11 protein-coding genes and 1 pseudogene are annotated in these 13,306 nt (G+C 64.4%); all 12 read right to left on the minus strand.

Annotation, left to right across the window (positions count from 1 at the left end; genetic code table 11):
* Positions 1 to 926, minus strand: a pseudogene (locus ACIQ42_RS08250) (PQQ-binding-like beta-propeller repeat protein); the annotation flags it as partial.
* A complete protein-coding gene (locus tag ACIQ42_RS08255; RefSeq protein WP_397421721.1) occupies positions 923 to 1,690 on the minus strand; it encodes a tetratricopeptide repeat protein in 768 nt (255 codons plus the stop codon). The gene ACIQ42_RS08255 and the pseudogene ACIQ42_RS08250, both read right to left, overlap by 4 nt.
* Before the next feature lie 67 nt (positions 1,691 to 1,757).
* Complete coding sequence (panB, locus tag ACIQ42_RS08260; protein ID WP_397421722.1) at positions 1,758 to 2,591, minus strand: 3-methyl-2-oxobutanoate hydroxymethyltransferase; 834 nt, start codon at positions 2,589 to 2,591, stop codon at positions 1,758 to 1,760.
* A gap of 2 nt (positions 2,592 to 2,593) precedes the next feature.
* Positions 2,594 to 2,968 (minus strand): hypothetical protein, encoded by a 375-nt coding sequence (locus ACIQ42_RS08265; protein WP_397421723.1) that lies wholly within the window; start codon positions 2,966 to 2,968, stop codon positions 2,594 to 2,596.
* Positions 2,961 to 3,542: an RNA polymerase sigma factor gene (locus ACIQ42_RS08270; protein WP_397421724.1), complete on the minus strand. Its 582-nt coding sequence runs from the start codon at positions 3,540 to 3,542 to the stop codon at positions 2,961 to 2,963. The genes ACIQ42_RS08265 and ACIQ42_RS08270 overlap by 8 nt, the downstream gene beginning before the upstream one ends.
* A 25-nt stretch (positions 3,543 to 3,567) precedes the next feature.
* A complete protein-coding gene (locus ACIQ42_RS08275) occupies positions 3,568 to 3,948 on the minus strand; it encodes a DUF6249 domain-containing protein (protein WP_397421725.1) in 381 nt (126 codons plus the stop codon).
* A gap of 161 nt (positions 3,949 to 4,109) precedes the next feature.
* On the minus strand, positions 4,110 to 4,457 hold the full coding sequence (locus ACIQ42_RS08280) for an ArsC family reductase (protein ID WP_397421726.1): 348 nt from the start codon (positions 4,455 to 4,457) through the stop codon (positions 4,110 to 4,112).
* A 28-nt stretch (positions 4,458 to 4,485) separates the two neighbouring features.
* Complete coding sequence (locus ACIQ42_RS08285) at positions 4,486 to 6,102, minus strand: AbgT family transporter (protein WP_397421727.1); 1,617 nt, start codon at positions 6,100 to 6,102, stop codon at positions 4,486 to 4,488.
* A 318-nt stretch (positions 6,103 to 6,420) separates the two neighbouring features.
* On the minus strand, positions 6,421 to 7,851 hold the full coding sequence (locus ACIQ42_RS08290) for a TolC family protein (protein WP_397421728.1): 1,431 nt from the start codon (positions 7,849 to 7,851) through the stop codon (positions 6,421 to 6,423).
* Between the two features lie 12 nt (positions 7,852 to 7,863).
* Positions 7,864 to 10,914 carry an efflux RND transporter permease subunit gene (locus tag ACIQ42_RS08295; protein WP_397421729.1) on the minus strand — a complete coding sequence of 1,017 codons (3,051 nt, stop codon included), beginning with the start codon at positions 10,912 to 10,914 and terminating at the stop codon, positions 7,864 to 7,866.
* A gap of 28 nt (positions 10,915 to 10,942) precedes the next feature.
* Positions 10,943 to 12,004 carry an efflux RND transporter periplasmic adaptor subunit gene (locus ACIQ42_RS08300; RefSeq protein ID WP_397421730.1) on the minus strand — a complete coding sequence of 354 codons (1,062 nt, stop codon included), beginning with the start codon at positions 12,002 to 12,004 and terminating at the stop codon, positions 10,943 to 10,945.
* A 64-nt stretch (positions 12,005 to 12,068) separates the two neighbouring features.
* Positions 12,069 to 12,716: a TetR/AcrR family transcriptional regulator gene (locus tag ACIQ42_RS08305; RefSeq protein WP_397421731.1), complete on the minus strand. Its 648-nt coding sequence runs from the start codon at positions 12,714 to 12,716 to the stop codon at positions 12,069 to 12,071.
* Between the last annotated feature and the right edge of the window lie 590 nt (positions 12,717 to 13,306).

Below are 13,306 nucleotides of genomic sequence, written 5' to 3' on the forward strand. Positions count from 1 at the left end.
AAACGTCGCCCTGATAGATCGCGGGGCGACCCGGGATGTCGCGGATCTCCGACAAGGCGCTGGTGCGGCTGGCGCGTGAGAGCGCCTCGGTCCAGAGATCGTTGCCGTTGGCGGTGCGCAAGGCCACCAGTTCGCCAGAACCGAAGGCCGCGACAATCGTGTCGCCCGAAATCGCAGGGCTGGACGCGGAAAGGATCCGCGCCGATTCAGACAGCGCCTGATAGGTCCAGCCCGGCGCGCCTGTGGCCATATCAAAGGTGTGTAGTGTGTTGTCGATCGCTACCGCGAATACCCGGCCGCCAGAAATCGTCGTGAATGGCTTCACCTGTGCGGGCACGCCAGCCTATCGCGCCGGATTGGGCGTCCATCTGCAGGACTTCACGATAGCCGGAGGAGACGTAGAGCTTTCCGTCAGCGTAAGCGACACCGCCGCCGAAGCCCAGGCGATCACGCTTGTTGTCGCCGGGGTCGGTCGATGTCCGCCACAGCTGGGCACCGCTGCGGGCATCCATGGCGGCCACCCGGCCCTCGGCATCCATCAGGAATATCTTGCCATCAGCCCCCACCGGCGGCGCGGTGACACAGCGGCCACGCTTGGTTCCAAGGCCGAAGCTCTTGCGCCATGCGACCGACAGGTCCGGGGCCGCATCGACATTGCCGGTGACCTGCTCGACCGTACCGCCCGGGACCGGCCAGGCGGCGAGTTTCTCGACCGGAGGCAAGGCAAAATCGACACCCTTCAGAGCGGGCGCCGCCTCGAGAATCTGATCTGGCGGAATGATCGAAATGCGCTGGCCTTCACCGGCCAGCTCCGCAGGACCGTCATCCTCCCTGTCGAAGGGGTTCAGGCGATTGAGGGTGGCGCAACTGCTCACGCCGAGGGCCGCTACCAGCAAGGCAGCAAGGAGTGTCGGGCGGTTCATCATTGCGGCGCGGGCTGCGGCTGTGCGGCCTGCGGAACGGCGCCGAGCAGAGCCGACGGATCCATCAGGCCAGGCGGCGGCAGGATCGCCGCTTCTTTCACAACGGCCGGAACGGCCTTGGCCGAACCCGAGTCGATCAGGCCAATCGCCGCCTGTGCGCGCGCCTGGGCGCCCTGGGGCGCATCCAGCAGCTGTGAGAGGACTACAAAATCGCCCCGCGCGCCGGTCAGATCGCCCGCGTTGAGTTTTGCGAACGCCAGAGCCTCCCGGGCCTGGACCCGATAGGGGTGGCCCTCTTCCATCAACGGCTTCAAGCGCGCCTCCATATCCTTGAGCGACGCCGTGTCGAGCAAGGCGAAGGCGGATTTGAGGCGGGCTGCATCCCCAACCAGCGGATCCGTCGCGACCTTGGCGGCGTCATCGTAGAGTTTGACGGCCTCGTCAGTCTTCTTCTGCTCGAGCGCGTAAGCCGCCAGATGCATCAGCGAGAGGGATTTGTACGCGCCGGACTGCGCCTTGGAGACTTCAGTCCAGAGCTGGCGGGCTTTTTCGCGATCGTTGGCGGTAAACGCCTCGATTGCCGCCGCATACTGATCGGCCGCCTTGCTGACCTGTCCGGTGCGGTAGGTGTCGTAGCCCCAGTAGCCCAGGGTCGCCAACAACAGCGCAGCCGCACCGCCGATGAACCACGGCATCACCTTGCGGGCGAACTGCTTGTAGCGGTCGGTGCGTAGCTGCTCCTCGACCTCTTCGAATAGATCCGTCACTTAAGGGGGCTCCGCAGACGACTGTCTCTGAACGAGGCGCGGAACCTATAGCGGTCAGCCGCCCGCCTCAAGCCTGACCGGCCTTGGCAAAGTATATCTCTGCGGTTCCGGGGAAGCGGCGCTGACGAACATCGTCGCTGAACGCTGCCACCGCGCGATCAATCTCCCCACGCAGATCGGCGTAGCGGCGGACGAAACGCGGCGTCCAGTCGAACATCCCCAGCATGTCGTCGGTCACCAGAATTTGCCCATCGCAGCCCACCGAAGCTCCGATACCGATTGTGGGCACGGCCACAGCCTCGGTGATGTCGCGGGCAAGCTGTTCGGCTACGCCTTCCACGACAATGGCGAAGGCGCCCGCGTCCGCCGTCGCCCGGGCCGTCGACAATATGCTCTCGCGCTCTGACTGGCACCGACCCTTGGCGCGAAATCCGCCGTCCGTCATGACGGCCTGCGGGCGCAGGCCCACATGACCCATCACCGGGATACCGCGCTCCACCAGGTAGGCGATGGTGTCCACAACGGCAGCGCCGGCCTCGACCTTCACCGCGCCGGCCCCGGTTTCCTTCATGACACGGGCGGCATTGTCATAGGCGGACTCGGGCGCACCTTCGTAGGACCCGAAGGGCATGTCGACGACCACCATCGCACGGCTCGAACCCCGCATGACGGCCTGACCATGAAGGATCATCATCTCAAGCGTCACACCGATGGTGTTCGGCAAGCCATGGACAACCATGCCCAGGCTGTCCCCCACCAGCAGCAGGTCACAGTGCTCGTCCAGCAGCTCGGCCATGGGTGCGCTGTAGGCGGTCAGACATACGATCGGCACGTCGCCCTTGCGCGCCGAGATGTCCGGTGCGGCGATACGCCGGACCGGTGACGGACGTTGGCTGGACACAATCAGATTTCCTCGATGACTCTGGATACGGCGAAGCCCATAGCCACGACCGCCAGACCGCCTGCAATCCAGACGCCATATCCGCCGGAAAGCACCGATAGCATATCCGAAGACGGTGTGACGCGCGCGAGACCGAGCGATAGAGCTCGCGCCGACTGTTCGGCGCTCTCGACGCGCTGGAAAACGTTGAACAGCATCAACTGACTCGCGCCGATCACGCCGCCGGCGAGACCGGCCGCGCCAATCAGCCAGCGCCGCGCTGTCCAGCCGCGATCAAGACGGCGCTCAATCCGCTCGGCAAACACCTGAGCGTCCGCGAAATCCGGGGCCTCGGCGAAGAGTCGTTCGAGACGACGCTCGAAATCGAACTCAGCCATTCTCCCGCCTCCCTTCCAGAGCGACACCTCCGGGCGGCGCCAGTCGCGCTCTGAGTTTCTCCAGACCACGTTTGACATGTGATTTGACCGTCCCTAGCGGCAAATTCAAGGCATCAGCGGCTTCAGCGTGGGAAAGCCCGGCACCGTAGCACATGGACACGCACAGACGCTCTGCCGCCGAGAGGGTTTTCAGGCCCTCATCAAGGTCGATCCTGCCGTCGGCCTGTGTGGCCCCGCCGTGGCTATCGTCCACGACCGCTTCCTGGGCAAGGGCCGCCAGCCGCTTGTCGCGCTGAAGTCGACGCAGATACTGGCGTGCGGCAATCCGCTTGACCCAGCCGGAAAACGTTCCCTCCCCGCGAAACTCCGTGATCCGCTCGAAAGCGGCGAGAAAGGCATCCTGGGCAACGTCGTCTGCTTCAGACGCCTGGGCACCCATCCGGCGTAGCAACTGCCGGACCCCTGAGCCGTGACGCCGCACCAGTTCGCCAAACGCGCGGCGTTCGCCATTCGCCGCAAGGCGGCAAAGGTCCACATCGTGCTGACTGGTGAAGATCATGTTCGAGCCCGACATGGGCTGCTACCCCCGGTTCAGGCGATCAGGACTTGGTTCGGTTCAGGTAGCTGAGCGCCACAAACGCCAGGCCAATGAAGATCGGAAACGCCGCAAGACCCAGGCAAGGGTAGAGAACATCCGGCTCCTCAAAGCTCATGACAAACCCGAGCGCCGCCAGGCCCACACCGACACCAAGCCAGACGATACCGACCCGCAGGTCCCGTTGTGGCGACGGCATACTGGCAGGCGACCGCACATTGCTCGACATGGCTTCGATCACCTCGGTGGGGAGCGGTTGGCCCTTCTCGATGGCGACCCGCAGGGTCTCCGCCATTTTCTGGCGTTCCTGGCTCTTGAAATAGCGCGGCGCGATCACGATCGCCGCGATCATCGCGAAGAAAGAAAGGGGGATCAGAATTTCCATGTCAGGTCTCCTCACAAGGGTCAGCGAGCGAGAACCGCCCGTCTATGAAGCTTAGAGACATGGACCTAGCCCATCAGATGCAGGCCATCGGATGAAACCTTGGTCATGTTTCACGCCTGTCAGCGCTCTTGCCTGGTCGTCGGAACAGAGGTGACCTAACGTCAACCAACCTGGGAGGCGTAGACCTCCGGCTTGAAGCCTACGATCAAACGATCTCCCGTGACCAGCACCGGGCGCTTGATCATTGAGGGTTGAGCGAGCATCAGATCGACGGCCCGGGCGGCGTCGATACCCAGCTTGTCGGCATCCGGAAGTTTCTTGAACGTCGTGCCGGCGCGGTTCAGGAGCACCTCCCAGCCGACGGCCTGCACCCAGCTTTCCAGCGTCTCGCGTTTGATCCCCTGCTTCTTGTAATCGTGAAAGTCGTAGGCGACCCCGTGGTCGTCCAGCCAGGTCCAGGCCTTCTTCATCGTGTCGCAGTTTCGGATGCCGTGGAGCGTAGCCGTCATCGTATCGATCCTTCCGGCGTAGGCGGACTCATTCGCCGGCCAAAGCTCCAGGCGGCGTGTAGTGAACCTGCGCGCCCGGTCCTAGCGGCAGGTCAAAGTGGGCCCAGGCCATGGTCATGGCCATGCCCACCACCATGAACCCCAATGCATAGGGCAACATCAGCGCCAGCAGGGATCCCACACCGGTTGACGGCGTCCAGCGGCGACAGAAACCCAGCACCAGCGGGAAGTATGCCATGAGCGGCGTCATGATGTTGGTGTAGCTGTCCCCCATCCGGTAGGCGGCGGTGGTCATCTCCGGCGAAATTCCCAGCAACATGAACATCGGCACCACCACCGGCGCCATCGCGCTCCACTTGGCCGACGCCGAGCCGATGAACAGGTCCAGCAGAGACGAGAAGCCCTGCACGCTGACCAGCAAGACGGCGGGCGGGAGGGCCAAAACCTTCAATGCTTCGGCCCCGTGGATCGCCGCAATCGGCCCAAGCCGAGACCAGTTGAACATCGCCACAAAGTGGGCCGCGAAGAACACGAAGACGATGTAGGGCGCCATCACCTTCACCCCGTCGATCATCTTTTCGATCACATCCTGCGTCGTCCTGACCGTTCCTGCGCCGACCCCGAACGCGATGCCGCTGGTCAGGAACAGCAGCATGAACCCTCCGACCAGAGCCCCGTAGAGGGGCTGGAGCTGGGACGGACCGGTTTTGCTTTCATCGATCAGCGGCGTGTAGCCCGGCCACAGCGCCAAAGCCGCAAACGCCAGCACTACCCCCAGCGCCGCCACCCCGGCCATCCGCAGGCCCCGCGCCTCCAGATCAGTCACTGCCGAGCGCGCCAGTTCGGCTTTCAGGCCATCATCGGCCTCACCGCCCCATGCGCCCAGACGCGGTTCGACAATCCGGTCTGTGACGAACCAGATGATCGGCGTGAACACCGCCACAATACCCAGGATGAACCACCAGTTACCCAACGGGTTCATCGTCCAGGCCGGATCGATGATACGGGCGGCCTCCTGGGTGAAGCCAAACAGGATCACGTCGATCTGGCCCGGCGTGATGTTGCCCGCAAACCCGCCCGAGACAGCGGCGAACGCCGCAGCGATCCCCACCAGCGGATGACGACCGACGGACGCATAGAGCAACCCGGCGAGCGGGATGAACACCACATAGGCCGCGTCGGATGCGTGGTGCGACGTCATCCCGACCACCGCTACCATCGGCGTCAGAATCACGCGGGGGGCGTTACGCAGGCTGGCCCGGATCAAGGCGCTGAACAGCCCAACCCGCTCGGCGACCGCCGCCCCGAAGATCACCACCAGAACGGTGCCCAGCGGTGCAAACCCGGTCAGGGTGCGCGGCATCTCGGTGAACAGCCGGGTGATGTTCTCTTCCGAGAAAAGCGACTGCGCCTGGAAGGTCAGCACGCCGTCCTTGAGCAAGCCAAAGGGCGGCGCCTCGGTCCCGGTGAAGGCGAATGAGGCCGACCAGCCCAGCGCAGCGCCCAAAGCCGAGAAGGCCATGAGGCCCGCGATCAGCCAGACGAAAATCATGATCGGATCGGGCAACAGATTGCCCAGCCGCTCTACAATCGCAAGAAAGCCTCGATTGGGCCGGCCGCCAGATTCCAACTCGGACTGACTCACACCTCTACTCCTTCGGGGCGACAGGCTTGACGCAAAGCGTCAAGGGCCGCGGACATGTCCTCAAGACCCGATTTGGGTTCAGCTGCAAAGTTCGGCCCGGCCGCACACCGCGCGGCGCCACCTCACGCGCAAACGTTCTTATAACGGCTGGCGTTGCCGCGTAACCCAGTTCCGCGCGGAGCGTAGCCCATGACGATGCTCTCCCTGATAAATGTTGCGACGGGGACCAGATCAGCGCTCGACCGTGGTAAAAGCTCGACGACGTCTTGCTGCACCGGACAATGTCACCCACGGAGGCGGGCATTCCGGGGCGTAGCATCAGCTTGACGGCGTCCTGGGCGTATCGCTCCGCCATCCGGCGCCGAGGGAGAGGTTTGCGGTAGCCCAAGCGTCACGCTCGCCAGCCTCGGCGGCGGTATATGCGGCTTCAGCGGCAAGGTAGCCAGCCTCAGCCTCGGCAAGTTCAAAGGTACTGGATAGGCCGGCGCGGTTACGCGAGCGCGCGGCCCTAGCCAATACCTCTGCAGCCCCGCGCGCGCTGCGGGCGGCCTCGGTGCTGCGTCGGGCGCTGAGCCAACCATCCACAGCACCGTCGGTCTCTTCGACTGCCGCAAGCAGGGTCTGCTGCCATGTGGCAGCGGCCGCTTCGCTGTTGGCATCGGCGGCGGCAATGCCAGCCTTGACCCGGCCGAGATTGAATATCCCCCAGTTGAGTGACGGCCCGATGGCAAAGCGGAAGGCGCCGGCGTCGCTCAAATCGGCCGGAGTTGCAGCCAGCCCGGCCGAAGCCCCCAGCGACAGGCTGGGATAGAGCGCCGCCCGCGATGCGCCGGCCCGCTCGAACGCCGCCAGCAACTGCTGCTCGGCGCGCTGCACATCCGGGCGCATGCGCAGCAACGCGCGTGGATCCTGCACGGTCAGCGTTGCCGGTGTGCGGGCCAGCGTCTTCACCGCCGCCCCCTCCGCGACAAAGCGGATCGGGTCCCGGGCTGTCAGCACTGCAAGTCGTCGCAGGGCATTGCGCTCGGCCAGATCGAGTGCAGGTCGCTCAGCGGCGGCCTGCGCATGCGCTTGCTCCAGCACCGCAACGTCGGCTGCGGCGCCGCTGCCACGCATCACCCGGAGCCGAGCCATGGCGACCAGCCGGTCCAGTGCATCCAGCCGGCGGTTTATCATGGCCGCCTGCTGCCGGCTCCGCCCCAGATCTAGCCAGGCGCGCACCACCTGCGCAGCGATGGCAGCCTCCAGCTGCCGGCGATGCCACAGCGCCGATTGCGCGTCCGCAACCGCAGCCCGCGCTGTCTTGGCGCGCCCACCCACGAAATCGATTTCCCAGGATAATTCGGCGCCCATGCTGGCGATCGTCTGGTTGGGGAAGGCGCCCGGTGTCCTGAAGATCGGCGGCTGGGTCGCTGCCGGTTCACGCAGGCGTTGCGCACCGGTCGCGATCCCGCCCTGCGGGAGGCGCTGCGCACGAGCTTCACGCGCGAGTGCGGCCGCCGCCTTCAGATTGGCATCGGCGGCTGCCAGCTCGAAATTTGCCGCCAGGGCCTCGGCGACCAGATGATCGAGATCGGCCGAGCCGAACGCCGTCCACCAGTCGAAGCGCATCTCGCCACTGATAATTGCGGGATCGACGGCGCTCCAGGCAGCGGGCGGGCGCGCCGTCGCCAGTTTCAGGGGCGGCGAACCGGCGCACCCTGCCAGAAGCGTGGCAAGCGCAAAGGTCATGGGAAGGAGTCGGGTCATGAAGGGCATCCGTCAGGCATTGGCCAGCGACGGCCGTTCGCGGAACAGCAGCGCGTAGAGAGCCGGGATGAGGACGAGGGTGATCAAGGTGCCGAGCGCAAGGCCGCCGATCATCGCAGCGGCCATCGGACGCCACAGATCGTCGCCAAACAGATAGAGCGGCAGAAGCCCTATGATACAGGCGAGCTTGGTCATCACGATCGGGCGCAAGCGGACAGCGGCGGCAGTGGCGACCGCTTCGTTCAAGGCCAAGCCTGCGTTGCGCTCATCCTGAATCCGCTCGAGTAACAGGACCGCATTGTTGACAATGATACCAGCAAGCGCGAGCAGTCCGAGCGTTGCGGTGAAGCTCATGGCTTCGCCAGTGATCTTCAGCCCCACCGACGCTCCGATGAGCACGAAGGGAATGGAGGCCATGATGATCGCCGTCTTTCGGATCGAGCCGAACTGCCAAAGGAAAAGGGCCGCCATCCCGACCAGGGCGATGGGGAAGTAGCGCTCGATGCCCGCATTGGAAGTCTGGCTCTCCTCGATTTCGCCGCCCAGCTCAAGCGTATGACCAGGGGCAAGGCCCAGCCCCTTGATGGCGGTGGCCACGCGATCAACAATTTGCTGCGACGCAAGGTCGGGATGCCGCGCCGTCACGGTGATCAGCGGGCTCTGATTGCGACGCAGTAGCACGCTGGGCTGGCTTGCCAGCCGCACGGTAGCGATCTGGCCCAGCGGCACACTGCTGCCCGCGCCGAATACCGGAAGCGCCGCCAGCCGTTCGGGCGCCCGACGCGCGTCCTCAGGCGCGCGCAATACCACGGGCACCAGCATATCCCCCTGGCGCAGCACCGTGACGGGCATGCCGGCCGTCGCCGTTTCAAGCGAACGCGCCACTGCGCTTGCCGACACACCAGCAGCCAGCGCCTTGCCGTGATCTATATCGACCACGAGGCGGGTGATGCGACCTTCCGCGTCGTCGCGGATCTCAAACACGCCAGGGACGACGGCTAGCGCCTGCTTCAGAACTGCAGCTGCGCGCTCCAGCTCGGCGCGATCCGGGCCAGTAAGGCGAAAAACGGCAGTGCCGGCCTCAGATAGACCAAGCGAGAAACGCTTGGGCTCGATCCGCGCCTCGGGAAAGCGCGCGCCCAACGTTTTCCGCAGCTTGGTGAGCGTCGCTTCGATATCGGCTGCCTTGTCGAGGTTGACGACCGCATAGATGCGATGAGGCGCCGGCGATGGCGGATTGAGGCCCAGAATAAAACGCGGGCCGCCGTCGTTCACGTAAACCACGTTGCTGGTCAGTTCAGGAAAGCGCTGCTTGTCGGCAAGCACTGCAGACATCTCGGACGCAAGCCGATAGCTCGCACGGGTCGAAGCACCTGCCGGCAGCTCTGCTGGAATCTGCAACTGCGGCCGCGCGGAAGCCGCAAGCAGCTGTGGCGGGATGGTAGCGAGAACAACGAGAGAGGCGAGCAACAATCCGACCATCGTCGCAACCACCAATCCCGGCCGATTGACGATGAAGCCGACTTTGCTCTCGTACCAGCGCCGAACGCGCGCGAGCCAGCCCTTGTCATCCTGCGACGGATCATGTGCGCCGGCATAGCGGTGCGCCAGCAGGGGTGTGACAGTCAGCGCCAGGAACAGCGACAGCAGCAGCGTGATCGCAATAACGATCGCGAGGCTGCGCATGTACTCTGCAGTCTCGCTTGTTCCTGCAGCAAGCGGTCCAAAGGCGAAGATGATCGCAAGGCTGGAGGTCAAAAGAGGCGCTGCCATGGTCCGGCCCGCGGCTTCGGCGGCAACTTCTGAAGGCTCGCCCTCTGCAAGGCGGCGCTGATAGTCCTCGACGACGACGATGCCGTTATCGACGAACAAGCCTAGCGAGATGATGATCGCCGCGATCGAAACCATGTGCAGCTCGATGCCCAGCAGGCGCATGAAGAGAAGAGTTCCCATCACCGTCAGGGGCACGATCACCCCGGTTACGAAACCCGCGCGCCACCCAAGGAAGAGCACGACAACCAGCATCACGACGGCGACCGTCTCCAGAAATGTCTGGCCGACCTTGATCAGATCCTGTTCCACCACCTCCGATTGATCTGTGATGCTCCTGAGGTTCATGCCGACGGGTAGCACCTGCTCGACTTCGGCCACCCGCTTGTCGAGCCGCCCGGCGAAGGACAGGACATTGAGCCCCTTTCGCATCGACACTCCCAGCACGACGGCGGGCTGACCATTGACCACAACGGCTGTCTGCGGCGGATCGGCGGGGCGTTGCGTGATGCTGCCAAGCGCGCCGAGCGGCATGCTGCCGCCACCTGGCAGCGGGATCTGCACGCCGGCAAGCGCCGCGAGGCCTCGAAGGTCGCCGCTCGGCTCCAGCGCCAGCAGCCGTCGCCCGGTATCGATTTCACCCGCCGCGGCGACGATGTTGCGCTCGGCAAGATGCTGCGCAACGCTGTCGTAGGACAGCCGGGCCGCCGCAAGCCTCGCGGGCGCCAGATCGATGAATACGCGCTCCTCGCGTACCCCGTGCAGCGAAATCCGCTCCACACCCTCGACTGTCTGCAATCGCTCTCGAGCAATCCGCGCCCAATCCTGCAACTGGCCGGCGCTATAGCCCTTGCCGGTCAGCGCCAGGCTGCGCACCGCGACGCGGGCGAATTCATCGTTGATGACGATCGGGCTCACACCCTCGGGCAATTGCGCCCTGGCCTCATCCATCTTCACCCGCACGCGCTGCCAGATCGCAGGCAACCGGCCAGGGGCAGTGTCATCGTGCAGCGTCACGACAATGAACACCGAACCGGGGCGCACGACCGTTTCGATCGTCTTTACATCGGGCACTTCACGCAGCCGCTCTTCCAGCGGCTTGGCAATCAGTTGCTCGGATCGCTCGCTGGTCGCGCCCGGAAAGTAGGCCTCGACCGTCGCGGCGCGGACCTCGACAAACGGCTCTTCGGTGGCTGGAAAGTCGATCAATGCGACCAAACCAGACAGGAACAGCACGATGGCGGCCACAAGGGTGAACCGGCTCCGGCGGAGTGCTGTGGAGGTAATCGACATAGAGTTCTCCCGGGGGGCCGCAGAAATGTCAGCGCCCTGCGACATGCGGCTGGACCCGCAGGCCCGCTTCGAGGAATTCGCCACCAGCAGCGACGACCAGATCACCCGGCGAAAGCTTGCCTTCGACGAGCGCCTGCGCCCCGGCGAGGCCGAGTAACCGCACCGGCACATCGCGCAACCGGTTGCCGGCCCCGATCACACGCACCTTGCGGCTGCCGTCCCGGGTTTCAATAACGGCCGATTGAGGCACGCTGGCTGAGAACGCCGGCGCCCGACCGGGCAGTGCAAGGTCAACCACAGCGCCAGGGGCAGGTGCGCCGGTGACAACGACGAAGCTGGCCTCCCGCCCCCCAGCGCCATTGTCGCGCGCGCTGATGCCGAGCAGCCGGGCTTCCCCAGCGACGCCGTCATAGCGGAAGGCGGCTCGAGCTCCGGGCTGCAACCGGGCTGCGACGGCCGCAGGTAGGGCCGCGCCGATGAGGCGCTCGCCGGCGCCTTCAATCTCGAAAACCGGAGCGCCCCCTGCAAGGACTGCCGACAGGGTTGCAGGGCGCGCTGCGACGACCCCGCTGGACGGTGCGCGGAGCAGCGCCATGCGGGTCTCGCGCCGTGCCAGCGACGCTTGTGCGGCGGCGGACCGCTGCGCCGCTTCCGCGGCAGTCGCTTCGGCGAGAGCCGCATCAAGTTCCGCCGTCGAGGCCGTCCCGTCGGCGACCAGCTGGCGCATCCGCTCGGCATGGCGGGCGCGCTCCGCAGCATTTGCAGTAACCCGCGCCAGGTCCGCGTTGGCCACATCCAGTCGGAGGTCCGAGGTGCCCGAATCCAGCCGCGCCAGGAGCTGGCCTGCGGAAACCCTGTCACCAACGTCGGCGAACAAGGCAACTATACGGCCACCCTGCTCGGCGGAGACGACATCCATACGCGCCGATCGCACCGTCCCGATCACGACATCGGCGGCGCTTGCAGGGGCCTCGACGCGGCTGACAAGAACAGTGCGCGGCGGGGGATCCTGGGGTGCGTCAACGGCGACGGAGCAGGCCGAGAGCCAAAGGGACCCGCATGATAAAATTATAAGTGATGCCTTACTCACTTAAAACTCCTGTTGAAGACGTGGGCAGCGCCGAAACACCGCCCTCGAGTATTAGGGATTGCAGCTAGGGCGCGGGCCGATCTGCAGCGGGAGCTGGCGCGAGCGCCTGGAGAACGAAGCGGTCAACGGCAGCAAGCAACTGTTCGGTGTCGTCAAGCCCGAACGCGAGGCGCCCGACGAGGCCATCATAAATTGAAATGAGCACCCGCGCGGCGATGGTCGGCGCGAATTGATCGCTCAGCTCCCCCCTGCCCTGGTATCGGGAAATAAGCTCCCCGAGCGCGCCCACGAGCCTATTGTCAGCCGCCTTTACCACCGCGGCCACGGCAGGGTTGCGGGAAGCTTCAGCCAGAATTTCGAGCCGCAGGCGGCTCTCCTGCTCAACATCGCCGCCTTCGGCAACAAGTCGGGTGGCCATACCCAAGCCTTCACGGAAGCTGCCCGCGGCCTCAATGATCCGGAGGAGTTCGAGATCGCTGGTGAGGTCGGCGTCGATCAACGCCCGGACCAGATCATCCTTGGTCGGAAAATACTGATAGAGGTTGGCGACACTCACCTTTGCCATGGCACTGATCTCGGCGGTGGTCGCAGCATGAAACCCCTTACGAAGAACACACATTCGCGCCCCGGCGAGAATCTGCTCCCGCCGCAGCGCGCGCGCCTGCTCGTTGACTGGACGACCAAGCGTGGAATGTTTCGGAATCTGAGCCATGTCTACTTTTAGATAAACGATTGCTCACTTATTTCAACCCCACGCAATCAGCGTCAGGCGATGGGCTTGGTATCCTGTTGTTTTACCGCGCTTTATTGGAAAGAAAAAGCACCACTGAATGATGCCCGAAGGCCACCTTCACGGTACGAGCCGCGCCCCTTGGTGTCCCGGTGTCAGGATTATCGACACCCGAAGCCCATGACCTCGTCATTATCCGGTATCTCCCCGGACGAACGCACCGCCAAGCCGATGCAAGCACAAGCCTAAATTCAATTGGGCGAAAACAAAGCCTGTCAGTGGCTTGTTCCAGCCTGGCTATAGAGAATGACGCCCACTCACTCCCACTCGATTGTCTGAAATCCCCATAAGTCTCTGAAAAATATATGGTAAGTGCCAATTCTGACGGCCATTCTCCGACTGTGAGGCCGTCAAAATGCTACGCTTTTGATTTCATTGAAAAAACTGCTAGAAAAAATATTTTCGCGGTTCCGGCATCTATCGAGGTCAATCGCCCCTCAGACCCGTTTTTTGCCTGCCCAGCGCAACACCGGCGGCCGCCTGAAAGTACCGCCAGTCCTCCATAACAGGAC

This window comes from Phenylobacterium sp., from assembly GCF_044372605.1.
In the GTDB taxonomy this organism is placed as follows: domain Bacteria; phylum Pseudomonadota; class Alphaproteobacteria; order Caulobacterales; family Caulobacteraceae; genus Phenylobacterium.

What these genes read in the sequence shown, in the direction of transcription:
- ACIQ42_RS08265 (WP_397421723.1), bottom strand. Translation starts at nt 2,968, where the DNA reads ATGGCTGAGTTCGATTTCGAGCGTCGTCTCGAACGACTCTTCGCCGAG.
- ACIQ42_RS08270 (WP_397421724.1), bottom strand. Translation starts at nt 3,542, where the DNA reads ATGTCGGGCTCGAACATGATCTTCACCAGTCAGCACGATGTGGACCTT.
- ACIQ42_RS08275 (WP_397421725.1), bottom strand. Translation starts at nt 3,948, where the DNA reads ATGGAAATTCTGATCCCCCTTTCTTTCTTCGCGATGATCGCGGCGATC.
- ACIQ42_RS08280 (WP_397421726.1), bottom strand. Translation starts at nt 4,457, where the DNA reads ATGACGGCTACGCTCCACGGCATCCGAAACTGCGACACGATGAAGAAG.
- ACIQ42_RS08290 (WP_397421728.1), bottom strand. Translation starts at nt 7,851, where the DNA reads ATGACCCGACTCCTTCCCATGACCTTTGCGCTTGCCACGCTTCTGGCA.
- ACIQ42_RS08295 (WP_397421729.1), bottom strand. Translation starts at nt 10,914, where the DNA reads ATGTCGATTACCTCCACAGCACTCCGCCGGAGCCGGTTCACCCTTGTG.
- ACIQ42_RS08305 (WP_397421731.1), bottom strand. Translation starts at nt 12,716, where the DNA reads ATGGCTCAGATTCCGAAACATTCCACGCTTGGTCGTCCAGTCAACGAG.